Source organism: Pseudomonas eutrophicaquae, assembly GCF_023544715.1.
GTDB lineage: Bacteria > Pseudomonadota > Gammaproteobacteria > Pseudomonadales > Pseudomonadaceae > Geopseudomonas.
The window spans coordinates 14,705-38,594 of sequence record NZ_JAMJEZ010000021.1; the positions used below are offsets into that span (position 1 = coordinate 14,705).

24 protein-coding genes are annotated in these 23,890 nt (G+C 64.4%); 1 reads left to right on the forward strand and 23 read right to left on the reverse strand.

From position 1 onward, the window contains the following. Positions 1 to 42 precede the first annotated feature (42 nt). The 23 genes from MXC11_RS09655 to MXC11_RS09760 form a co-directional block, all read right to left on the reverse strand. On the reverse strand, positions 43 to 414 hold the full coding sequence (locus MXC11_RS09655) for a 2Fe-2S iron-sulfur cluster-binding protein (protein ID WP_250009855.1): 372 nt from the start codon (positions 412 to 414) through the stop codon (positions 43 to 45). Beyond that, positions 411 to 668 carry an SDR family NAD(P)-dependent oxidoreductase gene (locus tag MXC11_RS09660; protein ID WP_250009860.1) on the reverse strand — a complete coding sequence of 86 codons (258 nt, stop codon included), beginning with the start codon at positions 666 to 668 and terminating at the stop codon, positions 411 to 413. The genes MXC11_RS09655 and MXC11_RS09660 overlap by 4 nt, the downstream gene beginning before the upstream one ends. A gap of 53 nt (positions 669 to 721) precedes the next feature. Next, positions 722 to 1,774 (reverse strand): 4-hydroxy-2-oxovalerate aldolase, encoded by a 1,053-nt coding sequence (gene dmpG, locus MXC11_RS09665; protein ID WP_349665515.1) that lies wholly within the window; start codon positions 1,772 to 1,774, stop codon positions 722 to 724. Further along, positions 1,771 to 2,685: an acetaldehyde dehydrogenase (acetylating) gene (locus MXC11_RS09670; protein ID WP_250009883.1), complete on the reverse strand. Its 915-nt coding sequence runs from the start codon at positions 2,683 to 2,685 to the stop codon at positions 1,771 to 1,773. Before MXC11_RS09670 ends, dmpG begins: the two co-directional genes overlap by 4 nt. After that, the gene (locus MXC11_RS09675; RefSeq protein WP_250009894.1) at positions 2,685 to 2,891 is read right to left on the reverse strand and encodes a 2-hydroxymuconate tautomerase family protein; all 207 of its coding nucleotides are present in this window, start codon (positions 2,889 to 2,891) and stop codon (positions 2,685 to 2,687) included. Before MXC11_RS09675 ends, MXC11_RS09670 begins: the two co-directional genes overlap by 1 nt. A 22-nt stretch (positions 2,892 to 2,913) precedes the next feature. Then, entirely contained in the window at positions 2,914 to 3,717 is an 804-nt protein-coding gene (dmpH, locus tag MXC11_RS09680) for a 2-oxo-3-hexenedioate decarboxylase (RefSeq protein ID WP_250009901.1), read from the reverse strand. After that, on the reverse strand, positions 3,714 to 4,511 hold the full coding sequence (gene dmpE, locus MXC11_RS09685; RefSeq protein ID WP_250009909.1) for a 2-oxopent-4-enoate hydratase: 798 nt from the start codon (positions 4,509 to 4,511) through the stop codon (positions 3,714 to 3,716). The genes dmpH and dmpE overlap by 4 nt, the downstream gene beginning before the upstream one ends. Positions 4,512 to 4,573: 62 nt before the next feature. Beyond that, positions 4,574 to 6,034: a 2-hydroxymuconic semialdehyde dehydrogenase gene (locus MXC11_RS09690; protein WP_250009911.1), complete on the reverse strand. Its 1,461-nt coding sequence runs from the start codon at positions 6,032 to 6,034 to the stop codon at positions 4,574 to 4,576. Positions 6,035 to 6,355: 321 nt separating this feature from the next. Next, positions 6,356 to 6,838 (reverse strand): HipA domain-containing protein, encoded by a 483-nt coding sequence (locus MXC11_RS12210; RefSeq protein WP_349665516.1) that lies wholly within the window; start codon positions 6,836 to 6,838, stop codon positions 6,356 to 6,358. A gap of 27 nt (positions 6,839 to 6,865) precedes the next feature. Then, positions 6,866 to 7,456, reverse strand: a complete 591-nt coding sequence (locus tag MXC11_RS12215; RefSeq protein ID WP_349665517.1) for a HipA N-terminal domain-containing protein — start codon at positions 7,454 to 7,456, stop codon at positions 6,866 to 6,868. Beyond that, a complete protein-coding gene (locus MXC11_RS09700; protein ID WP_250009919.1) occupies positions 7,456 to 7,758 on the reverse strand; it encodes a helix-turn-helix domain-containing protein in 303 nt (100 codons plus the stop codon). Before MXC11_RS09700 ends, MXC11_RS12215 begins: the two co-directional genes overlap by 1 nt. 243 nt (positions 7,759 to 8,001) lie before the next feature. Further along, entirely contained in the window at positions 8,002 to 9,063 is a 1,062-nt protein-coding gene (locus tag MXC11_RS09705; RefSeq protein ID WP_250009921.1) for an NADH:ubiquinone reductase (Na(+)-transporting) subunit F, read from the reverse strand. Positions 9,064 to 9,077: 14 nt separating this feature from the next. Further along, positions 9,078 to 9,434, reverse strand: a complete 357-nt coding sequence (locus MXC11_RS09710) for a phenol hydroxylase subunit P4 (protein WP_250009925.1) — start codon at positions 9,432 to 9,434, stop codon at positions 9,078 to 9,080. A gap of 130 nt (positions 9,435 to 9,564) precedes the next feature. Continuing rightward, a complete protein-coding gene (locus MXC11_RS09715; protein WP_250009933.1) occupies positions 9,565 to 11,085 on the reverse strand; it encodes a YHS domain-containing protein in 1,521 nt (506 codons plus the stop codon). Between the two features lie 14 nt (positions 11,086 to 11,099). Further along, positions 11,100 to 11,369: an MmoB/DmpM family protein gene (locus MXC11_RS09720; RefSeq protein ID WP_250009940.1), complete on the reverse strand. Its 270-nt coding sequence runs from the start codon at positions 11,367 to 11,369 to the stop codon at positions 11,100 to 11,102. 9 nt (positions 11,370 to 11,378) lie between these two features. Further along, entirely contained in the window at positions 11,379 to 12,371 is a 993-nt protein-coding gene (locus MXC11_RS09725; RefSeq protein WP_250009941.1) for a ferritin family protein, read from the reverse strand. 59 nt (positions 12,372 to 12,430) lie between these two features. Beyond that, entirely contained in the window at positions 12,431 to 12,721 is a 291-nt protein-coding gene (locus tag MXC11_RS09730) for a phenol hydroxylase subunit (RefSeq protein ID WP_250009946.1), read from the reverse strand. Between the two features lie 10 nt (positions 12,722 to 12,731). After that, positions 12,732 to 13,667 (reverse strand): catechol 2,3-dioxygenase, encoded by a 936-nt coding sequence (locus MXC11_RS09735; protein ID WP_250009952.1) that lies wholly within the window; start codon positions 13,665 to 13,667, stop codon positions 12,732 to 12,734. Positions 13,668 to 14,125: 458 nt separating this feature from the next. Then, a complete protein-coding gene (locus MXC11_RS09740; protein WP_250009970.1) occupies positions 14,126 to 15,820 on the reverse strand; it encodes a sigma-54-dependent Fis family transcriptional regulator in 1,695 nt (564 codons plus the stop codon). Positions 15,821 to 16,010: 190 nt separating this feature from the next. After that, on the reverse strand, positions 16,011 to 18,410 hold the full coding sequence (locus tag MXC11_RS09745) for an efflux RND transporter permease subunit (RefSeq protein ID WP_250009978.1): 2,400 nt from the start codon (positions 18,408 to 18,410) through the stop codon (positions 16,011 to 16,013). A 1-nt stretch (position 18,411) separates the two neighbouring features. Next, positions 18,412 to 19,524, reverse strand: a complete 1,113-nt coding sequence (locus MXC11_RS09750; protein WP_250009985.1) for a WD40/YVTN/BNR-like repeat-containing protein — start codon at positions 19,522 to 19,524, stop codon at positions 18,412 to 18,414. A 133-nt stretch (positions 19,525 to 19,657) separates the two neighbouring features. Beyond that, complete coding sequence (locus MXC11_RS09755) at positions 19,658 to 21,013, reverse strand: DUF1329 domain-containing protein (RefSeq protein ID WP_250009986.1); 1,356 nt, start codon at positions 21,011 to 21,013, stop codon at positions 19,658 to 19,660. Positions 21,014 to 21,045: 32 nt separating this feature from the next. Further along, on the reverse strand, positions 21,046 to 22,707 hold the full coding sequence (locus MXC11_RS09760; protein WP_250009992.1) for a DUF1302 domain-containing protein: 1,662 nt from the start codon (positions 22,705 to 22,707) through the stop codon (positions 21,046 to 21,048). 198 nt (positions 22,708 to 22,905) lie between these two features. Between MXC11_RS09760 and MXC11_RS09765 the strand changes: the two genes are divergently transcribed. Further along, on the forward strand, positions 22,906 to 23,820 hold the full coding sequence (locus tag MXC11_RS09765; RefSeq protein ID WP_250009999.1) for a LysR family transcriptional regulator: 915 nt from the start codon (positions 22,906 to 22,908) through the stop codon (positions 23,818 to 23,820). Positions 23,821 to 23,890: the final 70 nt, after the last annotated feature.

Below are 23,890 nucleotides of genomic sequence, written 5' to 3' on the forward strand. Positions count from 1 at the left end.
CGCGCTCAGAACGTCCAACCCGGGGTGGATTTGCAGGTTGACCTATACAGGAGGCTGGGTGGAGGCAGCGCTGCCAGCAACCCCGGCGCCCAGCAAGGCCCCCGGCACGGCCCGACAGACCGCCTTGTGCAGCTTGCCAACTACCCGAAGACTCAGAGCGCTCTGGGCCTGGATACAGCAGGCCAGCACGGTGCCCTGCGCCTCATCCTCCTGGCTGACATGCTGGCGGCTCATGGCGCGGACCGTGCAGTAGTCGCCTTGGGTCACCTGCACCTTGCAGACACCACAACCGCCACCCCGACAGCCCACCGGAATCCCCTTGCGCCCGAGCTTAGCCATGCCCAGCAGCACGGTTTCCTGCTCATCACAGGGATAATGCTCGCCGGTGTCCTCGATATGGATATCGTATTTCATGCTCGATCCCCCTCCGACGCACCCGGCATACGCGCGGCGACCGCCGCCGCAATCACCGCCATCGACGCATCGGTGGCCAGATCCGCCACACAGCCACGCACCCCCGACTGACGGGCGGCCAGCGCCTCGAGCGCTTCGGCATGGCGCGCCACCGCGAGCACTTCCAGACCACTGGCGCAGAGTCTCGTCACGATCGCCTGGCCAAAGGCCCCGGTAGCCCCGACGACCACGGCCAGTTCTTTGCGTACTTGCATGGCTCACTCCCCAAACAAAAACGCCGGACGGGTTGCCCCGTCCGGCGTTGAGATCAGGCGCTCTTGAGCAGCCCGCGCTCCTTGGCCATGGTCATCGCGGTGTCGAGGATCATGTCCTCCTGACCGCCGATCATCTTGCGCCGGCCCAGCTCGACCAGAATATCGCGGGCCGAGACGCCAAAGCGCTCAGAGGCGCGCTTGGCATGCAAGAGGAAGGTCGAGTAGACCCCGGCATAGCCCAGGGTCAGCGACTCGCGGTCCACGCGCACCATGTGCTCCATCATCGGCACGATGATGTCCTCGGCAACATCCATCAGCTTGAACAGATCGACGCCTGTCTCGATGCCCATGCGCTCACACACCGCGGCAAACACCTCCAGCGGGGTGTTGCCGGCACCGGCACCAAGGCCTGCCACCGAGCCATCGATACGGCTGGCGCCGGCCTCGATGGCAGCGATCGAATTGGCGATGCCCATGCCCAGGTTGTGGTGGCCGTGGAAGCCGATCTCGGTTTCCGGGTTGAGCACCTCGCGCAGGGCCGCCACCCGCTCGCGCACATCCTCGGGCAGCATGTAGCCCGCCGAGTCGGTCACGTAGACGGTCTGCGCCCCGTAGGACTCCATCAGCTTGCCCTGCTGGGCGATGCCGGCGGCGTCGTTGAGGTGGGACATCATCAGAAAACCGGTGGTGTCCATACCCAGCTTGCGGGCAAAGGCGATGTGCTGCGGCGAGGTATCCGCTTCGGTGCAGTGGGTCGCGACGTGCACACTGCGCGCGCCGCAGTCATACGCCGATTGCAGCTCCTTCATGGTGCCAAGGCCTGGAATCAGCAGCACCGAGACCTTGGCCTGCTTCATCCGCGAGGCCACCGCGCTGATGTATTCCTCGTTGCTGTGCGGGGCAAAGCCGTGCTGGATCGAATTGCCGCCCAGACCCGCACCGTGGGTGACCTGGATATAGGGCACACCGGCATCATCCAGCGCGGTGGCAACCTTGATCATCTGCTCGACACTGATCTGCTCACGCTTGGCATGCATGCCATCGCGCAGGCACATGTCATGGAGAATGACCTTGCGGCCTTTGAGGCTGTTGGACGGGCTCATCACGCGACCTCCGCAGTGGGCAGCACCAAGGTGCCATTGAGGATTTCTTCGGCAAACATCTCGGCAGTCCGGGTCGCCGCGGCGGTCATGATGTCGAGGTTTCCGGCGTAGGTCGGCAGGTAGTCGCCGAGGCCGGCCACTTCCATGAACACCGCGACCTTGTTGCCGTCGAACAGCGGGCCGTTGACCAGCCGGTAGCCCGGTACATACTTCTGCACCTCGCTGATCATCGCCAGGATTGAGGCGGTGATCTTCTCCTGATCCGGCTCCTCGTCGGTCAGGCAGGAGATGGTGTTGCGCATGATCATCGGCGGCTCGGCCGGGTTGATGATCGCCAGCGCCTTGCCCTTGCGCGCCCCGCCGACCCTCTCCAGCGCGCTGGAGGTGGTGTAGGTGAATTCATCAAGGTTGGCTCGGGTGCCCGGGCCGATGGATTTCGAGGCGAGGCTGGCGACGATCTCGGCATAACCGACGCTCTGGATCCGCGACACTGCATTGACGATCGGAATGGTCGCCTGCCCGGCGCAGGAGATCATGTTGACGTTCATCTCCAGCTTCTGGGTGTGCTCCTTGAGATTCACCGGCGGCACACACAGCGGGCCGATGGCCGCCGGGGTCAGGTCGATCATCAGCACGCCCAGCGCATTGAGCTTGCGGCTGTTCTCAGCGTGCACATAAGCGCTGGTGGCATCAAAGGCGATCTGGATGTTGTCTTCCAGTACATGAGGCAGCAGGCCATCCACGCCCTCGCTGGTGGTCTTGAGGCCCATCTCGCGGGCGCGCGCCAGACCCTCGGAGGCCGGGTCGATCCCGACCATCCATACCGGCTCCAGCACCGCGCTGCGCTGAATCTTGTAAATCAGATCGGTGCCGATGTTCCCGGAGCCGATCAGCGCACAACGAATCTTCTTCATCACTTCTGCTCCAGCAGCGCGTCACGCTGCGACTTGGTCATGCCGCCGACATAAAATTCCTCGCGTCCGTGCTCGGTGATCAGGATGCGCACGGTTTCCGGGCTGCAATCCAGGCTCTCGGCGACCGCGGCGGTAACGGCGGCGGCGACGCGCTGCTTCTGCTCCACGGTGCGGCCTTCGATCATGTGCATTTCGATGATGGGCATTGGAATCCCCTTCTGATTGTTGTTATTCGATGAAGCGCATCGACACGGAACCGAGTTCCTGAAAACGCGCGACCACGCTGTCGCCCGGCTTGACCGGCACGGCCTCGGTGATCCCGCCGCTCATCACAAAGCTGCCGGACGGCAGCGTCTCACCGAGTTCCGCGAGGATGTTCACCAGCATCGCCACCGCTTCAGCCGGATGCCCCAGCACCGCAGCGCTTGCCCCCATGCCGACGATCTCGCCGTTCTTTTCCATCACCACGCCCAGGGTGCGCAGGTCCAGATCCTCGACGTAGCGCGGACGGCCACCGCCGACAAAGCGCGCCGAGGAGCCGTTATCGGCCACCACGCTGGGCAGGTCGAACTTGAAGCCGGAGAAGCGCGAATCGATGATTTCCACCGCCGGCAGCACGTAGTCGGTAGCGGCCAGCACGTCAGCCGCGGTGCAACCCGGCCCCTGCAGGTCGGCCTTGGTCACGAAGGCGACTTCGCATTCGACACGCGGATGCACCAGATCGCCGGTGGCGATCGCCGAGCTTTCCGGACGCGCCATGCGGTCGGTCAGAAAGCCGATCGAGGGCACGCTGACGCCCATCTGCTGCATCTTCGCCTTGGAGGTCAGCCCGGCTTTCCAGCCGACCAGCTTGTGGCCCTGGGCGAGGAAGCGCCGGCGCAGCTCGCTCTGCACGGCGTAGCCATCGGCGACGGTCATGTTGGGGTATTCGTCGGTCAGTTTGGGGATCGCGTAGGCGTAGGTCTGCGCGCCTTCGACGCGCTCGCACAGGCGCACGATGTCCTCACGGGACAGGGTCAGGTTGCTGCTCATACTGCGCTCCTCCCGGAGAATTTCACCCGGCAGCTACCGAGGCCACCGACCGTACACACCAGCTCGTCGCCATCGACCACCGGCACCAGTGCCGACTGCGAACCGGAGAGGATCACCTCACCGGCCTTGAACGGAATACCCAGCTCACCGAGGGTGTTGGCCAGCCAGGCCACCGCGTTGGCCGGCGAGCCCTGCACCGCGGCGCCGACGCCGGTGGAGAACAGCTCGCCGTTCTTCTCCAGCACCATGCCAGCCAGCGTCAGGTCCAGCTTGCGCGGGTCACCCTTGGTCTTGCCGAGCACATACACGCCGCAGGAGGCGTTGTCGGCCACGGTGTCCTGGATCTTGATCTGCCAGTTCTCGATGCGCGAATCGACGATCTCGAAGCACGGCAGCACATAGTCGGTGGCGCGGATCACGTCCATCGCAGTGATGCCCGGACCCTTGAGGTCGTGCTTGAGCACGAAGGCCAGCTCCGCCTCGGCCTTGGGCTGGATCAGGTCGCCGAGGTCGATGGTGTCGCCCTCCTGGTAGACCATGCCCGAGGTGAGGATGCCGAAGTCCGGCTGGTAGACGCCGAGAAAATCCTGCACCGGCTTGCTGGTGGCGCCGATCTTCTTGCCCACCACCGTCTCGCCGGCCTGCAGGCGGCGCGCGACGAAGCGCTGCTGGATGCGGTAGGCGTCCTCGATGGTGATCTCCGGCTCGCCGCTCAGCAGCGGCGGCACCGCACGGCGGGCGACGAAGGCTTCATACAGCTCGTCGCCGTACTGCTCGATCTTGTTGTTGTCCATGTCGTTCTCACAAGGCTTCGACGGGGTTGCCCCTCTCCCGCCATGTGAGAGGGGCGCATGGTTCACAGCTTCACGCAGACGTTGCGCGTCTCGGTGTAGAACTCCAGCGAATGCACCCCGCCCTCGCGGCCGATGCCGGACTGCTTGGAGCCGCCGAACGGGGTGCGCAGGTCGCGCAGGAACCAGCTGTTGATCCAGGTGATGCCCACCTCGACGCGCGCCGCCATGCGGTGGGCGCGGGCCAGGTCGTTGGTCCAGATGGTGGTGGACAGGCCGTAGACGTTGTCGTTGGCCAGCGCGACCACCTCGTTCTCGCTGTCGAACGGGCGGATGTGGCAGCACGGCCCGAAGATCTCGTCACGCACCACCGAGGCGTTGTCAGGCAGGCCGGTCCAGATGGTCGGCTGCACCCAGGCCCCCGCCGTCAGCTCGCCCGGCATCTCCGGCACGCCGCCACCGGTAACCACGGTGGCACCCTCTTCCACCGCCTTGCGGTAGTAGGACAGCACCTTGTCACGGTGCTCCTGGCTGATCAGCGGGCCGTAGTTGGCGTTGTGGTCGTCCGGGCGACCGAACTTCACCGCCTCGGCCTTGACCTTCAGCGCCTGCACGAAGCGCTCGAAGATAGGTCGCTCGACGTAGACACGCTCGGTGCCCAGGCACACCTGCCCGGAGTTGAGGAAGGCGGAGCGGAAGATGCCGTCCACCGCCGCGTCGAAGTCCGCATCGGCGAACACGATGCCGGCGTTCTTGCCGCCCAGCTCGAAGGACACGTCGCGCATGCCTTCCGAGGCGGCCTTCATGATCGCCGCGCCGGTGCGCGTCTCGCCGGTGAAGGTGATGGCGTTGATGCCCGGATGCTGGGTGAGGAACTCGCCGGCCGAATCTGGCCCGAAGCCGTGCACCACGTTGTACACGCCCTTGGGAATGCCCACGGCGTTCATCACCTCGCCGAGCAGCGCAGCGGTCTGCGGCGACTCCTCGGACGGCTTGACCACCACGGTGTTGCCGCAGGCCAGCGCCGGGCCGACCTTCCAGGTCATCAGCATGAACGGCGCGTTCCACGGGCAGATCACGCCGACCACGCCCTTGGGCACGCGCATGGAATAGTTGAGCGCGCCGCGACCGTCCGGGGTGGCCATCTGGAAGGATTCGCTGGCGACGTTCTTGATCACGTCGGCGAACACCTTGAAATTCGCCGCGCCGCGCGGGATGAACACGTGCTTCTGGACGTGGGCGGGCTGGCCGGTGTCGGCCATCTCGGCCTCGACGAAGTCGTCGAAGCGGCGAGTGATCTCGTTGGCCACGCCGTACAGCAGCTCTACGCGCTGCTCGGTGGTCAACCCGCCCCACTCGCCGTTGAGCGCACCACGCGCGGCCTTGACCGCCGCATCTACCTCGCCGCGCCCGGCCTCGGCGATGGAGGCGATCACGCGGTTGTCGAGCGGCGAGCGCTTGTCGAAGCGCTGCCCGCTGGCGGCGGCGACGTACTCGCCGGCAATGAAGTTCTCAATCTTGCGCATGGTCACTCCGCGTTCTTGTTGTAAGGGTGGCCCGCCGGGGCGACCGGGGTGGTGGTCGGGGCTGGGCCTTGGGAGTGAGGATAGGGAGCAGGGGTGATACCGGCTAATACTTTGTTTCTTCAGGCTGGATACCTTCAAGGTATCGATGTGAGTGAGTCAGCTTTTGACCAAAACTGCTTTCAACCGCTCAAAATCTGGGGATCGGTTCAAAGTCGGGGCGGTTCACTAGACCATGGCCAGCAAAGTCCGCATTCGCAGCGTGGAATCCGTTGCCGGCCAATATGCCCTGCAGGTCGAGTTCGGTATCGATAGTGCCTGGCGTCACTTCAGGCGCGCCACCTGCTCGGCAATCACCACGTGGAAGATGGTTCGCAGGCAGCGCAGTTCGCCAGCAAAGGTGGCCGCCAGCTCCGGGCGCTGGGCGAGCAGCTCGGCATTCCCCCGCTCGACCTGCGCATAGAGCGCCTGCGCCTCGCCAGCGATCTTGTCCTTCAGCCTGTCCAGCAGGCGCGCGACCGTGGCCGGCTTGATGCGCATGGCCTCCCCCGCCTCCATCAGGCAGCGGCGGTCGATCTCGGCGATCCGTGCACGACCCTCCAGCGGCCAGGCCATCGCCGTCGCTGCGGGCCAACGGGTTTGGCCGAACGCCGGCGTGTCGTACACGGCGGTGCAGATCAGGTCGTAGAACGGCGCCAGCTGGATCCCGGTCGAAGACACCAGGAAGCTGAGGTTCTTCAGGTGTGCGTCGGTGTTGCCCACCAGCACGTTGAATACCAGCCACTGGAACAGCACCGTGCGCGCCACCGCTGTGCTACGGCAGACGGCGGCCAGTTAATCCAGCCGGCCTACGCTACCTTCAAGGTACTTGTAGGGATGCGGATGGTCGGGCTTGAGAATATGCGTCGAAGGCGTCCGCCCGGACGGCTCGAATAGCTCGCCGTCCTGTAGCACCACCGCCAGCTTGTGCTGCGCGCCAGCCAACGACATGCGCTTGAGCGCGCCTTCGACCAGCGGGACGCTGGGCATGGCGGCGATGCGCGCGCTCAGATCGACATCGCTCAGTGGCCGCAGACCACCCTCGGTCTGCTCGGCTCCCGGCGGCAGCAGGGTCAGCGAGCCGGCGGATTCCGCTCCGTAGTGGCCGAGCAGGCCGAAGGCATCAGCGCCATCGACCCTCGCGGCACTGGCCAGCAGCACCCGCTGGCCCTCCTCAGGCAGCAGGTTGTCGAAGTACCACTGCACCGGCCGCAGCGTGCTGCCGTCCTGCTGTTCCCCAGCCCGCAGGGGCAGGTCGGGACACAGGGCGAAGCGGCCAGGCGCCTCCAGCCAGACCGGTGCATAGCGGAACGACCAGATGCCGTCGCGGTCGCTCAGGGTGCCGATCTGCTGGCAGTCGATCCAGGCCAGCAGCGTGCGTTCCATCAGCGACCTCCTTCCGGCCCGGCCTTCTTCGCGCGCTGCCTGCGGGCATGCAGCTGCTGCGCGGCAGCCAGCTGGTCGGCCGCTGCGTCGGGGACATCAAGGACAACCCGCACGCCCAACCCTTCCAGTACTTGAAACAGTTTGCCCCAGTGCACACTTGCGTCGCCGCTCTCGACCTTGCCCATGAACGACTCACTGACGCCAATGCTGCCGGCGGCATCGTCCTGGCGGATGGACTGGGCCTTGCGGCTGGCCCGCACGATGGGGCCGAGGGCGTCGGCTGAATCGAGCTCGATGTACATAATTAAATCCCTGTGATTGCAAGGATTTTTAGCAGGCGCAAAGGTGTCTTACGCAAAATCCTTGTGATCGCAAGGATCACATGCCAGACACACGGCGACAAGAAAGAATCCATTCGATCGCATGGATTTTCTGTCCAAGCATCGCTGTGCGAGCAGGCGCACCTCAGTCATCACGGTGCAAAACCCCACTGAACACCGCACAAAAAACCGGCCGCCCGTAGGCGGCCGCAAAGGGGTGGAGACTCAGATCGCCTTGAACAGCGGGCTGCGCACTTGCTGCGCATCCGCGGCCGAGATGAACTTCTCGGTGTAGATATCCCGCTCGAACAGGCGACCCTGCATCAGAGTGCTGATGCAGGATTCGATCATCAGCGGCGGGCCGCACAGATAGGCCTTGTGGCCACGGAAGTCACCGGCGAAGTGCGCCTTGGCCGCCTCGTGGACAAAACCGCGGAATCCCTGCCACTCACTGCCTTCATCCTCATGGGACAAGGCCGGTACATAGGTGAAGTTGGGATACTGCGCGGCCAGGGCCAGGAACTCGTCGTGGTAATACAGCTCGCTGCGGTTGCGCTGGCCGTAGACCAGGGTGATCGGCTTGTCGAAGCCCTCGGCCAACAGGCCAAGAATCATCGAGCGCGGGCTGGACAGCCCGGACCCACCGGCCATGAACACCACCGGCACATCCGCTGACTTCTTCACGAAGAAGCGCCCGTAAGGACCGCTGATGCTCAGGCGATCGCCGACCTTGAGCTGCTCATGTACATAGGTAGTACCGCGCCCACCAGGGACGATGCGGATGTTCAGCTCGATCTCGCCCGCCTCGCTCGGCGCGCTGGCAATCGAGAAGGCGCGACTGCCGATGTCGTCTGGCAGGTCAAGGTTGATGTACTGCCCCGCCTGGAAGCGCAGGCCCTCGGGCGCGTCCAGCTTGAGCCAGAGGCCTTTGATGGTCGGGGTCAGATCCTCGATGCGGCTGACGGTACCCGGGTAGTCACGCACGGGCAGGTTTTCGGCATCCGGATCTTCCTCGATCTCCGCCTCGATGGTCACATCGCTCTGCACGGTGGCACAGCAGGCCAAGCATTTCTGCTCCTCGCGCTCAAAATCCATCAGCGCGAAACTCGAGGCCTCACCGTGGTCGATCTCGCCATCGGTGACCTGCACCTTGCAGGTGGCGCACAAGCCGTGGCAGCAGGCGTGCGGCAGGTAGATACCGGCGCGCAGCGCGGCGTCGAGGATGGTCTGGCCTTCCTCGATCTCGATGGTCTGGCCCAGCGGCTCGATGGTCAGTTCGTAACTCATGGCGCGCCCTCCCCTCAGTTCACCGGCACCAGGCTGTTCAGGCCCGGAGTGCGCATGCGCAGGTGCTCCTTGTGGCCGATGCCGTTCTCGGCAAGGCTCGCAGCAAAATCCGGCACCCACGGCTGACCTTCCTTGATCCACTCGACCTTGCTCCAGTCCAGCGCGGCGCTGTCCGGATCAGAGGCCAGCAGCGGCATCAGCTGCTGCTCGATCAGATCACCAAAGCGGGTCTCTGGCGGCTGGCAGAACATGATGGGCGCCGCCACCAGCAGATGGTGGTCCCAGACGATGAACAGCAATTGCTTGCCGTCGAAGTTCTCCAGGCGATCACGGGGAATGCCGACATATTCTTTGCGGGCAGCTACGGTCATGTTCGTGTTCCTTCTTGTTGTTCTGGAGGTGGCCGGCTGAACCGGCCCGGCCTGCCCCGCTGCATGTTGCAGGGAGGGTGCGGGCCTCTCAGCCACGCCCCCTCCCGCACGGGGTTGCCGCTAACTGCGATTACTGGTTGGAGATGGACTGGTTACGCCACTGCTCGAAGTTCGCGCGATCGCGCGAGTCGGCATAGTCGCCGTTGTCCTTGCCATCGCGCAGGGATACCCAGTCCATCCAGCCGGCCAGATCGCCCTTGAGCGGGGCCTGCATCAAGCCGGGCATCGGCAGCCAGGCCTGGATGTACTTCTCCGGCTCGTTGTCGAAGATGTCCTTGCAGCCGTCGGAGCAGAAGTGATAGCGCTCGCCCTTGTAGACCGACTCGCGGTGGCACAGGGTGGTCGGATCGTCCGGCTCGGTGAACAGGGTCGGCAACTGGCAGCACTGGCAGAGCTGCGGCAGGCCGAAGTTGTTGAACGGCTTGCCCTCGGCCACCTGCTGCTTGATGTGCTGCCAGCGCGGGCGGTAGTACTTGTCGAAGGTATCCGGGTACTTCTTCGACAGCCAAGCCATGTCCTCCTCGGAGGGGATCCAGGCATGGAAGGAGGTGCCGAATTTCCACTGATACAGTGCCAGCATGAACTGGTGGGACATGTGGTCGATGGCCTTCTCCGCATCATCCCAGCCCTTGGGCGGACGGATGCCGTAGCGGGCCAGATCCTTGAACAGCGCGTTGCCGTTCTCGATGCCGTAGATGTTCCAGGCCTCGCGCCAGGACATCACACGCTTGGGCAGCATGTAATCCATCATGGTGCTGACCAGGCTCAGCACGCGGATGCCGCGCCAGAACCACTTGTCCAGCCAGGCCTGCACGATCGGCAGGTTGTCCGGGTCCTGCTCGAGCATGAACTTGATGCACTCAAGGCCCAGGGTCATGTGCCGCGCCTCGTCGGACTGCGCCGAGAAGCCGAAGGTCACGGTGGCCATGTCGCCGTTGTAGGCCGCACCGGACATGAACGGCACGAACAGCAGATTGGTCAGCACGTACTCGAAGCTGAAGCCAATGGCCATGATGAACTCGAACGGGCCACCGGACATGGCGTCGTCAAAGAACGAGCGGGCCACCGAGGTGTACCAGATACGGTCACGCTGATCGGCGAAGGCATGGAAGCCGTCGTAGAACTTGTTGTAGTTGGACAGCGCGTGGATCTGCGTCTGGGCGTGGCGAATCTCATCGATCGCCTGCATCTGGCAGGCCACCTGGGTGCCAACCCCCGGGAACTCACGGCCAATCCGGGCAAAGCCCTTGTGGGAGGCAAACTCGGCCGGGCTGATTGCCTGCAGGAACACCTTCAGCGCCGACAGGTAACGGGCATCGGTGATGTGCAGATGGCCGTTGTTCTGCGCATGGGCGTCGATGATCGCGTAGAACTTGCGCTCCTTCTCGGCCTGGTACTTCCAATAGGCATCCATGGTCAGGCGGAAGGGGTCTTCCCACTTGTCCCAGTCGTGGATCTTGATGCCTTCGTACTTGACGTAGGGGAACAGCTCATCGGTGCTGCGGTAGGTCGGTTCCCAGCCCAGATCCCGGGTGAACAGCTTGTACTTGTCTTTGAGGCTGAGTTTCTTGGCGGCGGTTTTCATGTCCATGGTGGAGTCCTCGCTCAGTTGTCCCAGGTCAGGGTCAGGGTGTCTTCATCTTCACAGAGGTTGCCGGACAGCGTGATCAGGTTGACCTGCAGCTCCTGCAGGTTGAAGTCACGGCCCATCTGCTCTTCGATGGTCTCCCTGCGGATCACCAGCCGGCCGGGGGCATTGATCTTGACCATGGCCGGTTCGCGATTGACAACCGCCTGGGGGTTGTCGAGTTCGATCGCCTCGATGATCGGGCGGGTTTCTTCGTTGGCTTGCAGGGCAATGAATACGGTAGACATGGCGGCCTCTCAGAGTGCGATACCGGTTTTTTCGATGCGCACCTTGAAGGCGGCCACTTGTTCGCCGAGCAGCTCATCGGCTTCGGCACCAAAGGCCTGACCGATCACCGGCAGCAGGGCTGCGGCGGCGCGGTCGGTCCAGGCATTGATCCAGGTCTGTAGCTGGGCGCGGTTGTGCTCGGATTCAGCCGCAGCGACCTTGAGCACGGCATCAACCCACTTCTTGCTCTCATCGAACCAGTCGGTCATGAACTGGGTGAGCATGGCGACCGCACTGGCACCACGACCGGCCAGGTAGTCATCGACGATGCGCTCGTAGATCAGCGGATAGAGCAGGCCATCGAGGGCGACGTTCTGGGCGATGAATAGCTCAAAGGGATCACGCACCGCCATGCTGTCTTCCACATAACGGCGCAGCGGCTGCCAAGCCTCAGCGCAGGTCCAGGCCTGCTTGGCGGTTTCCAGCGCTTCCGTGCCGCCCAGCAGCAGCCCCAGGCGCGACAGGTACTGGGCAATCCCCAGGTTATCCATCGCGTGGTACATGCAGGGCTGGGTGAAGGTCACGCCATAGCCGTAGCCACAGATGAAGGTGTTGTTCTGGTTGGCGCCCCACGCCACATGGCGCAGCGGGATCAGCAGATCCAGCGCGATCTGGCGCAGCTCGCTGGGCAGCAGGTCGGTCAGACCGCGGTCCTCCACGAAGCTGAAGTTGGCCTCCATGCTGTCCTGCTGGCGGGCACGGGCCAGGGTGTAGGTGCTGTAGTAGAACTGGCGCGGGTCCTTGAGGGCGTACCAGTCCTGCATGACGATCTTGGTGATACTGGCGTCGTACAGCTCCTGATCCGGGTCCCAAGTCGGCCGGTAATGCAGGTTTTCGCTCGCCTGGATGTCGTAGCTGCCTTCCTGGTAACGGGAGGCCGGCTTGTCACCAAAGCGGCGCGCCAGATGGTCGAAGGTCTGGCGCAGCGGCTGGATGCTTACCGTGCGAAGGTCGATTTGCATGCTCGTTCTCCTGCGGGCGCTGGGGTGCGCAGCGCCGTTCTTGTTGTTCTTGTCAGTCTTCAGGCCTTGAAGCGGGTCTGGGTGGCGTTGGCCAGGGTCCAGTTCCAGTCGCTCGGACCGTCCTCCGGGGCATCGGGATCATGGGGCGGCAGCATCTGCACGCGATTGGCGGCGCAGAACTCGGCAAACGCCTCATAGGTCAGGATCATCTCCACGCACAGTTCAGGCTCCCCCACGGAGAACTCGAACTCGATGAAGCCATCCCCGCGCTCACCGGTGACGCGCACCCAGCGCTGGCGGGTATCTACCTCGGCCGGCACCATCTCCAGCGGTTGATCGGGACGTTCCATGGCCAGCTCCTCAGGTCACGACGGTCAGGAAGGTGTCGTGCAGCTTGCGCTGTACGTAGTCCAGCCCACCGCCCTCGCCCAGCGCCTCGAAGGTCCAGGTCAGAGGCTCCTGATCCGGGTAGGACTGGCGGTCTTCCTTGAAGGTCTCAAAGCGGTTGCCCGAGGGGTCCCAGGCGTAGATGGTGCGCCCGCGGGTCACCCCGTGACGGGTCGGGCCGATGTCCACCGGGACCTTGTGCATGGACATGATGTCGCCGGCACGCAGCACGTCGTCCCAGCTCTCCATGGCAAACGAGCAGTGGTGCAGCTTGCCCGGCTCCGGGTATTCGGCGAAGGCGATGTCGTGGGACTTGATCGAGCAGCTCATGAACACGATCAGGTTCGCGGTGCCTTCCGGGTTGAGCACCCGCTCGACCAGCGTAAAGCCCAGCACTTCGGTGAAGATCTTTGTCACTTCGGCGATGTTCGGCCCGTACAGCAGCGCATGATCAAAGCGCAGCGGCGCCATGCCACGGATCGAGGCCGGGTCCCACGGAGTCGGATCGACCAGCCCGCAGCCATTGCCCACCGCGGTTTTCTTGGCATAGAGCTCGAACCAGTGACCGGACGGCACCTGAAAGCGCACACGCTCGCCGGTTTCCAGCATCTCACCGGAGGGAATCCGCGTAGTGGCAATGCCGTAGGCATTCAGGTCCGCTTCCAGCTGGTCGAGCGTGGCCTCGTTGAGCACCTTGAAGCCGATGAAATCAAGGCCAGCCGCATCGGCTTCACGCAGCACGACGCTGTGGTGATCGACCTCCTCGCGGCACTTGAGGTAGACACGCCCCTCGGCATCGCGACCGGTTTCGATCAGCCCCATGATGTCCCGGTAGTGGTGGACAGCCTCTTCAAGATTCATCACGCGCAGCTGGGCATGGCCCGGCCGCAACACACCTGTCATCGCCATTTGTTGTCTCCGTTATTTGGCTGGATGCGGTTTGTTTGCCTGCGTGGTGCCGTAGCGTGGCAGGCAATCCTGTGTTGGACGCCATTAACAATGCAGAGACAGTGCCAGGTTTGCTAACTACATGATTTATCAAGACTTTTTAGAGAAACTCTGCCCATCAGGGTTCGCCCCTACCTGACGCTTTTGTCCTGCAGTGCGTTTAACCTGACAAAAACGTCAAGTCGCTACTGTCTCCGCCACCAAGGCAAGCCCCTGGCCGGCGGCTCCTGCGCCTGAACTGGCAGGCACAGCCCCGCAGGCCGGTGCTCATCACGACACGGCAGCGAGAATCGGGGCGAATAACGAACGGTGGCGAGGGATGGCTGACATCCCTGTCAGCAGAGGCGGGTCGATCGGGGTCGGCTGGGGCCGCCGTGGGGGTGATCGAAGGCGCGCGGGCGCGGCGCTGTACAATTTGGTCAGGTGATCTCGGGGCAATCCAGACTAGCCGCCTGGCCCTGCTTGAGCCGATAGGCCAGTTGCCGACGGCTCAGCCCCAGCAGGCGTGCGGCCTGGGTCAGGTTGCCACCGGCGCGGCGCACCGCCAGTTCCAGCAGACGATGCTCATGGGCCTGCAGGTCGAAATTCTCCTCCAGCAGGGTTTCATAGAGTGCCTCGCGGCGGGCCTCATCGGCATTACCGACCTGCCCGTTCTGATCGATCGCCACACCCGGGGCGCTCGCCGGGGCGCTGCCGGCAAACAGATGCTCCAGCTCGATCTGCCCACCCGAAGGCGCCAGCAGCACGGCGCGCTCGACCAGATTTTCCAGCTCGCGCACATTGCCCGGCCAGTCATAGCTCATCAGCGCCTGCAGGGCACGATCGGTCAGGCCCAACAGGGTCTTGTGATAGGCCGGCGCGTATTTCTCCAGCAGCGCATTGACCAAAATCGGGATGTCCGGCTTGCGCTCGCGCAGCGGCGGGATCGCCACCGGATACGTGGCCAGCCGGTAATAGAGATCGGCGCGAAACCGCCCTTCGGCAATCGCCTTCTGCAAATCAACGTTGGTGGCCGCCACCAGCCGGACATTGACCTTGCGGGTCTTGTCATCGCCGAGGCGCTCCACCTCGCCGGTCTGCAGCACCCGCAGCAGCTTGACCTGCGCCGAGGGGGACAGATCGCCCAGCTCATCAAGGAATAAGGTGCCGCCATCGGCGCGCTCAAAGCGCCCCGGGCGCGACTGCTGGGCACCGGTAAAGGCGCCCTTCTGCACACCGAACAGCTCGGATTCGATCAGATCATTGGGAATCGCCGCGCAGTTGACCGCGACAAAGGGCTGCTGGGCGCGCTCACTATTCTCGTGCAGCCACTGGGCAAACACCTCCTTGCCCACGCCAGTCTCCCCCAGCAGCAGCACGGTGATCGGGCTGCGCGCCGCCTTGCTCAAGAGATCAAAGGCGGTGCGAAACGCCGGTGAGCCGCCGACCAGCTTGCCGCTCGGCATCTGCTCGCGCTGCCGGCCACGCAGCTGCCACAGCTCCTGCGCCAGGGTCTGATAGGCGGTATCCGCCTCGGCCGGGCGACAGTATTCCAGATAGGCATCATCGCCCCAGGCCTCCACCGGCTTGCCGACCAGCACGCACTGATGATCGCCCCGGCAAGTGCACTGGGTCTCACGGAACACGATGAAGCGGCGGAAGAAGCGGGTGACATATCCGGAGGCGTAACCGGCCAGCGTCCAGCAGGCGGTGTCCTCACCGATGCCGTAGTGCTGCAGGTGGGACTCGGCTTCCCAGGAGTTTTCACAGATCACCTCGCCGAAGAAGGTGCCCTGCTCCCAGTCGATCTTCGCCTCGGTGATGGTCGATTTGACCAGCCCCTCGAAGGCATGCAGCTCCGGGCCGATCTGGAACACATCGTAGTTGTCGCCCTCGCCGAGCAGCTTGGAGGCGCGCTCGGCGTCCTCCTGCCCGGCGGCAAACCCCATACGAAACAGCAGGCCGTGGGCGCGCTTGGCGCCCAGCGAGTCGATCAGTTCGCGGCGCAGGGCGCCGAGCGCCTTGGCGTGCAAGAGCAGCATGCGGCTCTCGTCGAGCCAGATCTGCCCATCGTCGATATTGAAGCGCAAGCGCGAGCGCAGGTTGAAGCGCTCCAGCGAGCGTTGTTCTGTCATGGTCGATCCCCTCTGGCCGGCTCGCGAACCTTCTGGGCAGACGGGTGGAGGGGCACGCCTGCACGCCGCAAGACGATGACGCGCCCCCTTCTGCCCGGTTCTTGGCCGGCTTTGTCTTGTTGAAGCCCTCACAGAGTGCGGGCGGACAGTAACTTACGCGACTGCCCGCCCGCCGGCCACCACGAAACGATCAGGCCGAAGCCACCTGCCGCGGACGCAGCAGGAAGTGCGCCAGCGCCGGCAGCAGGAACAGCGCACCCAGCATGTTCCAGACAAACATGAAGGCCAGCAGGATGCCCATGTCCGCCTGGAACTTGATCGGCGACCAGGCCCAGGTCGCGACCGCCAGCCCCAGGGTGATGCCGGTCAGCACCACCACCTTGCCGGTCGAGACCAGCGCCCGGTAGTAGGCCTCGGACAGCGACTTGCCCTCACGCAGGCGCACCAGCGTCACGCTGAGGATGTACAGCGCATAGTCCACGCCAATCCCGGCGCCCAGAGCGATCACCGGCAAGGTGGCGACCTTGACGCCGATGTTCAGCCAGACCATCAGCGCCTGGCAGAGCAGCGAGGTGATCATCAGCGGCACCACCGCGCAGACCACCGCCTGCCAGGAGCGGAAGGTGATGAAGGCCAGAATGATCACCGCGGCATACACCAGAATCAGCATGTCGCGATTGGCCTTCTCCACCACGATGTTGGTGGCCGCCTCGATGCCGGCGTTACCGGCGGCGTTGAGGAAGCGCAGGTCCGCGCTGCCGTACTGGGTATCGAAGCGCTCCACGGTCTGCACCACGCTGGCCAGGGTGTCGGCCTTGTGGTCCTTGAGGTAGGCGTAGATGGTCAGCAGGTCGCAGTTCTGGTTGAACATCTCGCGCGGGGCGCGGGTGATGATCGCGTTGAGCATGTCCTGCGAGCGTGGCATCTCGAACCACTTGAGGCTGCCCTCGTTCATCCCGGCGTTGGCCACCTTGGCCAGGCCCGCCAGCGAACTGGTGCCCTCCACGCCCGGCAGCTGCTGCAGCTCACGCTCCAGCGCATCCACCGCCCGCAGGGTGCTGTAGTGGGCACAGGCGTACTGCGGGGTCTTGACCATGACGATGAACACGTCACTGCTGGCGGCGTAGTTGGCGCCCATGAAGGCGTTGTCGAGGTTGTAGCGCGAGTCGGCGCGCAGCTCCGGCGCCCCCGGGTTGGTATCCCCGACGCGGATCTGCGAGCCCACGCTCAGCCCCAGCACAGTCAGCCCAGCGCCGACCAGCAGGCCGATACTCGCCCATTTGCGCTGGGTGAACTGATCGAGGAAGGCCCAGAACGGATGGCGCTGGTGGCCACTGTCAGCGGCCTCGAGCTTCTCGATACGCTGGCTGCGCTCGGCCGCCGCGGCGCTGACGCCCAGATACGACAGCAGGATCGGCAGGAGGATCAGGTTGGTGATGATCAGGGTCGCCACCCCAAGGCTTGCGGTGATCGCCAGATCCTGAATCACCGGAATGTCGATCACCATCAGCACCGCAAAGCCGATGGCATCGGTGATCAGAGCGACCATGCCGGTGATGAACAGCCGGCGGAAGGTAAAGCGCGCCGCGATCAGCTTGTGGGTACCACGGCCGATCGCCTGCATGATGCCGTTCATTTTCTGCGCGCCGTGGCTCATGCCGATGGCAAACACCACGAAGGGCACCAGGATCGAGTACGGATCCAGCTCATAGCCCAGGGTCGGCAGCAGGCCGAACAGCCAGACCACCGCGGTCAGCGAGCAGAACATCACCAGCAGGGTGCTGCGCAGGCAGCGGGTGTACCAGTAGAGCAGCACGGTGCAGATGACGATGGCCGCGGCGAAGAACACCAGCACCTGCTGCAGGCCCTCGATCAGATCGCCGACCACCTTGGCAAAGCCGGTCACGTGGATGCTGATGGCGTCCGACTCGTACTTGGCGCGCAGCGCCTCGATGCGCTGGGACAGCGCGTGGTAGTCGATGCGCTCGCCGGTTTCGGCGATGCGCTCCTGCAGCGGCACCAGGATGATGCTGGATCGGTAATTCTCGGCCACCAGCTGGCCGATCTCGCCGGAGCGCTCGACGTTGATGCGCACCTGCTCGAGGCTCTCGGCCGAGCCGTCGTAGTCGTCGGGGATCACCGGGCCGCCGTCCAGGCCGTCCTCGGTGACGCCGGTCCAGCGCACCGCCGGCGCCCACAGCGACTTCATGTACGGACGGTCGACGCCGGGCAGCAGGAACAGCTCGTCGCTGAGCTTGCGCACGGTGTCGAGGTACTCGGCGTCGAAGATGTCGCCATCGCGGGCGGCCACCGCGATGCGCAGGCTGTTGCCGCCCCCGGCCAGCTGCTTGCGGTTGTCGAAGAAGTTGACGATGTACGGGTGGCTGGTGGGGATCATCTTGTCGAACGCCGCATTCAGCGACAGTCCGAGCGCCTGGTAGCCGAGCACCAGGGTGGTGACCAGACAGAGCAGCAGCACCGCGGGGCGGTTGTTGAACAGCAGCCGCTCAAGCAGCGAGCCGGAGCGGCGGTCGAACGACTGCACGTCACGGATCACCGCTTCGTGGCCAATGGACTGGACGTGACTCATCTCATTTGACTCCCGCAACAATGGCATCCGGCTCGACGCGGGTCAGCCCGCGCGCGCTGGAAATGATCAGAGCCCCGTCTGACGCCTCGGTCAGGCCGGTCAGCCCGGTGCCCGCCTCAACCGCCAGCGCGCTGAAATGCTGGCCCTCGTCGGTGCTGCGCAGCAGGCGGCCACTCTCGTCCGCCAGCAGCAGCGAGCCATCGCGCATCCGGTAACCGGCGCTGAGGGTCACCGGCTGGCCGATCTCCACCTGCTGCCAGGTGGTCCCGCCGTCGGTGCTGCGCCAGACATTGCCGCGCAGGCCATAGGCCAGCAGCGCCTCGCCGCGCAGCGCCAGGGCGCCGAAGAAGGTGCCGATATAAGGGGTGTTGAGGACGCTGAAAGCCTGCTCCTCACCCTGGGCCCGGAACAGTGCCCCTTGCTCACCGGCGATCAGCAGCGCATCGCCGTCGATCTGCAGCTGATAGAGGTGTTTGCCGCGCGGATTGGGAATCCGCCCGACCAGCGACTGCCAGCTCTGGCCACCATCGACGGTGTACAGGGCGATGCCGTAGGCACCGATCACATAACCGCGCAGCTCATCGCGAAAACGCACGGCCAGAAACGGCTTGTCCGGGCCATCAGTGACCAGGTATTCGGCACTGCGCAGCTCGGCTGCCGCGCCCGGCTCACCGGCCTCGCTGCGCCGCTTGGCATCATCACGAATGATCAGCGCCGCCTGGCTGCCATCGAGCTGGCGCTGCCAGGTTTCGCCGCCGTCACGGCTGTGCAGCACCACGCCGCTGTGACCGACGGCCCAGCCGTGGCTAGCGGAGATAAAGTGCACATCGGTCAGCGCCACGCTGACCGGAACGCTACTGGCCTGGCGCCAGCTGCGCCCGGCATCGTCGGAGAGCAGCACCGTTCCGCGCTCACCAACCGCCACCAGGCGGCTGCCGGCGCGGCTGACGGCCAGTTGCAGGCTGCTGAGGGCGCGCGCGCTTTCCAGCGCAGGACGATCCAGAGGATCCGGTACCGTGGCCGCCGTGCTGGCCAGTACCGTGCCGCTCAGACAAGCCAGGGAGAACATGGCGGCGGCCAAGGCCGGCCGGCGCAATGAAATGGGCACATGCATGGTACGTACTCGAATCGGTCCCCCTCCGCCGCTGCGCCGCTACCGGCTCGCCAGCGGGGAGGGAAAGTCGTGAGAGGGAACTCCGGCACCGCGCCCGGGGCGACGGTGCCGGTATTGCCGCAGGGCGCGTGACTCAGCGCACGCCCTCGGCGGCGACCGCATCGCCGGTCCAGTGGGTCTCAGGCTTGCGCGGCACGATCTTGAAGGTGGCCTCGTTGAGCGACTGGGTGGTGCTCATGGTGTTGGCCTGCAGGTTGAAGATGTGTGCGGGCTTGAGCGCCAGCATCGGGGTGGCCGGCAGCACGAACGGGGTGATCTGCGCGGTACGCCACAGCTTGCCTTCGCTGTCGAAGCCATCGATCAGCAGGACCATCCAGGAGTCCTCGTCGAAGTAGTACTTGCGCTTAGGCACGGCATGGCGCTTGCCGCTGGCCACGGTAGCTTCCACTTCCCAGACGCGGTGCAGCTCCCAGCGCACCTTGGCGGGGTTGAGGTGGTGCTTGCCGTAGGCCTCGTCCAGCGACGCGGTGACCACTTCGTTGGCGTTGTAGGGCACGTACATTTCCTTCTTGCCGACCAGCTTCCAGTCGAAGCGGTCGATATGGCCCATCAGCCCCTGCACTTCGTCGAAGTAGTTGGCACCGGAGGCCACGAAGTCCGGCGTGTCGTAGGCCACGGTCGGAGCGCGGCGCACACGGCGCTGGCCGACCAGATACTGCCAGGCCTGACGCGACTGCTTGACGTCGATGCTGTCGCGGAACACCAGCGATTCACCGGCCTTGAACGGCGGCGCGATGGTGGCAAAGCGCTGCAGCCAGTACTCGCCGCTCCAGCTGCTGGCGGTCCCGTCCTTGTAGTAGTACGGATACTGGTTGTACTGATCGTTTTCCGTCGCCAGGGTGCGCGAGCCATCGGCGGTCAGCACGATGTTCTTGAAGTTGGCCACCTCGGTGGACTCGTTCTCCACCCGCAGCAGGTGGTTCCAGGCCACCTCGACCCCGGTCTTGGGAATCGGGAACGGGATGCCGCCGTAGCAGCCGGTCAGCGACAGGCCGTTGTCCTTGGTCTGGCACTCGGTGGCGTTCTTCAGGGTGTTGTCATAGACATGCTGCGGCGCCACCGCGGTGCGGCGGGTCGGGTAGACATCGACCCGGAAGCTGTCCGGATACTTCCTCAGCAGTGCCTGGGTGCCCTCGGAGAGCTTGTCCAGATGCTGGGCCATGTTCTGCGCGGTGATCTGCAGGACCGGCTTGTCCGCGGCGAACGGCTTGGACGGAATGTCGCCGACCTTGGCGGCCGAGCCGTCCACCTCCTGCTTGCCGGTCCAGGCCGGAATCGTGCCATCCGCATTGCCAGCCATCTCCCCGCCCAGCGGGTTGAGGGTCTTGCCCAGTGCGGCGGCCTCTTCGGCGCTGACTGCGGCCTGTACGCCTTGCGTGCCCATCAGTGCGGCAGCCAGTGCTGCCCACAAAGCCGTTTTCTTATGCATTGTTATCATCCTCGACCCAGGGATATTCGGACTTAGAAGGTGCGCTGTACGGAGAACGAGACAAAGTCACGGTCGCCGTGGAAGTTGTCATAGGAAAGCTCGGGCACCGCGGTGTCGTACTTGATGATCGAGCCACTGGTGCCGTAGTAGTGGGTAAAGCCGAGGCTGGCCTGCCAGGTTTTCTGATACTCCGCCTTGAGGCCGATGCTGATGTTGCCGCCGTTCTCCGCCGGGAACAGCGCGCCGTTGACCGAGGAGCGGCCGAACAGCCCGTAGCTCACGCCGATCGGCACCTGCAGATCGAGCCCCGGGGCCACCTGGAAGTATTCCGGGGTGAAGATGAACTGCAGCGCACCGGCATCGCGGGTCGCCAGCGGGTCCAGCTGGGCCTTGTTGTCGGTGATGCTCAGGCGGCGGTTGTAGGCAAATTCGCCGATGAATGATGCGCCATCCCACAGCGGGTTGGCTTCCAGTACGCTGATTGCCGAGAGGTTGAGGTGCATCGTGCGGCCTTTCGGGAAGGCAGCATCATCGCCACCATCGATCACGCCGTAGCCACCAGGGGCGATCACCGTGTTGCCGCTGGCCACCAACGGCATGTTGTCGCGGAACGACAGCTCGCCAGCGACGTTGGTCTCACCCACCAGGGTGCTGAAGCTGAAGCCGATGGTGCGGATGTCCTCGGCGTAGACCATCTCGTAGCGGCCGACACCCGGGTAGACGTAGAACTGCGGCATCTTGTCGTGGAACTGCGCCGCGTAGATGCCGTACTCGGTATCGCCGGACTTGAACTTGAGCTGTACGCCGCCCTGCCCCGAATCACGTGCCTCGATGTCCTCGGCACGGTTCACCGAGAAGCCGGGGCCGAGGATCAGCGTCTCGCCGCCCTCATCCACAAAGTCGGCAAAACTGAAGTAGCTGCCAGCCGCCGGCAGACGGCTCTTGCGCCATTCCAGCTGGTAATAAGCCCCTACCGAGACGTTCGAGTTGAGCTGCAATTGGGCGGACACCTGGCCAACCGGGCGCAGGATTTCCTTGAACTGCGAGTTGGGCACCGACAGGGCCTTGACCAGATCCAGCGAGGTCTGCGCTGCCGCGATGCCGTTGGAGCCAAAGAACAGGCTCTCGCCGTACAGCTGGGTGAAGCGGCCGGCCTTAAGGTTGAGGTTCATGTCGCCGGGGGCAAAGGTGCCGTAGACGAAGGCATCCAGAAGCTCCGCCTTGCGCCCGTGCAGCTTTTCGGTGTCCTTGGTGAACTCGTCGAAATCGGCGCTGCGCGAGTTTACCAGCGCACCGCCCAGCGCACCGGGGTTGTCGTTGGACTGGTTGTAGACATCGTCATACCAGGCGGCGGCGCTCAGGCGCAGGCCGTATTTGCGCTGGTAACGCAGATCCAGCTCGGAGAGCAGGTCCAGGCGGTTGGAGATCAGGCCGCGATCAAAGTTGAGGTCACCGTCGTTGGTGTTGGCCTGCGGGCCGATCGAGTTGTCGGCGACGCGGGAATCGGCATCGCGCAGTCGCCAGGCGGCGCTGTACTTGATGGTGTTGTCCCACGACAGGCGCAGGTCCGGGTTGCCGGTATTGATCTGGAAGGCCAGCGCAGGGGTTGCGGCCGAAAGGCCGGCCAGAGCGCCGGCAACGGCGAAGCACAGCTTCTTCAGGGGAAATCCTGGCCGACGGGTGCTGTTGCCCATGTCATCATCCTCGAAATCATTGTTGTTCTTGTGTATTTCGCCCGGATCGCGTGGGTGCCGGGAGGTACTGGCACCCGCCCCACTACCGGCGGGGACCATTGACAAGCTATTGCCGCCGGAAATTACCGTCCAATACCATAAAGAGCCCCGAGCAATACCTTTCGGGTATGAGCATCCCCCACGCACACAGGCACTTCCATGGATCTTCGTCATCTTCGCTACTTCATTGCCGTGGCCGAGGAGCAGCACATCGGCCGGGCCGCCGCGCGCCTGCACATCTCCCAGCCGCCGCTGACCCGGCAGATCCAGCAGCTGGAGGAGGAACTGGGCGTGCAGCTGTTCAATCGCACGCCACGCGGCATGGAGCTGACCGGCGCGGGTGAGCAGTTGCTGGAGGAGGCGCGCAATATCCGTTTACTGGTCGAGCAGGCCACCGAGCGTACCCAGCGCGCCGGACAAGGCCGCTTGGGGCGGATGGATATCGGCATCTTCGGCTCGGCCATTCTGGACATCGTGCCCAAGGTGCTGGCGGCCTTTCGCGCGGCCTACCCGCAGGTGCGGCTGGTGCTGCACAGCATGGACAAGAATGAGCAGATCGAAGCCCTGCGCCAGCGGCGGATCAGCCTCGGCTTCAACCGTATCCTCACGCCGCTGCCGGACATCGCCTCAGAGCTGGTAACCACCGAATCCCTGCTGCTGGCCCTGCATGTGGAGCATCCGCTGGCGGCGCTGCCGGTGGTACCGTTCACCGCCCTGGCCGAACATCCGCTGGTGCTGTTCCCCACCGGCAGCCGGCCGAGCTTCATCGACCGGGTGATCGGGCTGTGCCAGCAAGAGGGCTTCGTGCCGCAGGTCGCGCAGGAGGTGGGCGATGCAGTGTCGGCGATTGCGCTGGTCGCGCACCGCTTCGGCGCCTGCCTGGTGAGTGAATCCAGCGCCGTGCTGCACATGCAGAATGTGGTGTATCGCCCGCTGAGCGGCCTGCCGGATAACGCACGGATCGACCTGAGCTGCATCTTCCGCCACGATGATCGCTCACCGATGCTCGCCGCCTTCCTTGAGGTGGTGCGGCATTACCGCGACACCTCACGGGAGCCGCGCGGGCCTTATTAATCCGGCAATAAGATAGAGCATAATCAGTATTTTCAAAATGACCAACGATGCACGCAGCCTCAGCCCCCTG

What these genes read in the sequence shown, in the direction of transcription:
- MXC11_RS09655 (WP_250009855.1), bottom strand. Translation starts at nt 414, where the DNA reads ATGAAATACGATATCCATATCGAGGACACCGGCGAGCATTATCCCTGT.
- MXC11_RS09660 (WP_250009860.1), bottom strand. Translation starts at nt 668, where the DNA reads ATGCAAGTACGCAAAGAACTGGCCGTGGTCGTCGGGGCTACCGGGGCC.
- MXC11_RS09670 (WP_250009883.1), bottom strand. Translation starts at nt 2,685, where the DNA reads ATGAAGAAGATTCGTTGTGCGCTGATCGGCTCCGGGAACATCGGCACC.
- MXC11_RS09675 (WP_250009894.1), bottom strand. Translation starts at nt 2,891, where the DNA reads ATGCCCATCATCGAAATGCACATGATCGAAGGCCGCACCGTGGAGCAG.
- dmpH (WP_250009901.1), bottom strand. Translation starts at nt 3,717, where the DNA reads ATGAGCAGCAACCTGACCCTGTCCCGTGAGGACATCGTGCGCCTGTGC.
- dmpE (WP_250009909.1), bottom strand. Translation starts at nt 4,511, where the DNA reads ATGGACAACAACAAGATCGAGCAGTACGGCGACGAGCTGTATGAAGCC.
- MXC11_RS09690 (WP_250009911.1), bottom strand. Translation starts at nt 6,034, where the DNA reads ATGCGCAAGATTGAGAACTTCATTGCCGGCGAGTACGTCGCCGCCGCC.
- MXC11_RS12215 (WP_349665517.1), bottom strand. Translation starts at nt 7,456, where the DNA reads ATGGAACGCACGCTGCTGGCCTGGATCGACTGCCAGCAGATCGGCACC.
- MXC11_RS09700 (WP_250009919.1), bottom strand. Translation starts at nt 7,758, where the DNA reads ATGTACATCGAGCTCGATTCAGCCGACGCCCTCGGCCCCATCGTGCGG.
- MXC11_RS09705 (WP_250009921.1), bottom strand. Translation starts at nt 9,063, where the DNA reads ATGAGTTACGAACTGACCATCGAGCCGCTGGGCCAGACCATCGAGATC.
- MXC11_RS09710 (WP_250009925.1), bottom strand. Translation starts at nt 9,434, where the DNA reads ATGACCGTAGCTGCCCGCAAAGAATATGTCGGCATTCCCCGTGATCGC.
- MXC11_RS09715 (WP_250009933.1), bottom strand. Translation starts at nt 11,085, where the DNA reads ATGGACATGAAAACCGCCGCCAAGAAACTCAGCCTCAAAGACAAGTAC.
- MXC11_RS09720 (WP_250009940.1), bottom strand. Translation starts at nt 11,369, where the DNA reads ATGTCTACCGTATTCATTGCCCTGCAAGCCAACGAAGAAACCCGCCCG.
- MXC11_RS09725 (WP_250009941.1), bottom strand. Translation starts at nt 12,371, where the DNA reads ATGCAAATCGACCTTCGCACGGTAAGCATCCAGCCGCTGCGCCAGACC.
- MXC11_RS09730 (WP_250009946.1), bottom strand. Translation starts at nt 12,721, where the DNA reads ATGGAACGTCCCGATCAACCGCTGGAGATGGTGCCGGCCGAGGTAGAT.
- MXC11_RS09735 (WP_250009952.1), bottom strand. Translation starts at nt 13,667, where the DNA reads ATGGCGATGACAGGTGTGTTGCGGCCGGGCCATGCCCAGCTGCGCGTG.
- MXC11_RS09740 (WP_250009970.1), bottom strand. Translation starts at nt 15,820, where the DNA reads ATGACAGAACAACGCTCGCTGGAGCGCTTCAACCTGCGCTCGCGCTTG.
- MXC11_RS09745 (WP_250009978.1), bottom strand. Translation starts at nt 18,410, where the DNA reads ATGAGTCACGTCCAGTCCATTGGCCACGAAGCGGTGATCCGTGACGTG.
- MXC11_RS09750 (WP_250009985.1), bottom strand. Translation starts at nt 19,524, where the DNA reads ATGCATGTGCCCATTTCATTGCGCCGGCCGGCCTTGGCCGCCGCCATG.
- MXC11_RS09755 (WP_250009986.1), bottom strand. Translation starts at nt 21,013, where the DNA reads ATGCATAAGAAAACGGCTTTGTGGGCAGCACTGGCTGCCGCACTGATG.
- MXC11_RS09760 (WP_250009992.1), bottom strand. Translation starts at nt 22,707, where the DNA reads ATGGGCAACAGCACCCGTCGGCCAGGATTTCCCCTGAAGAAGCTGTGC.
- MXC11_RS09765 (WP_250009999.1), top strand. Translation starts at nt 22,906, where the DNA reads ATGGATCTTCGTCATCTTCGCTACTTCATTGCCGTGGCCGAGGAGCAG.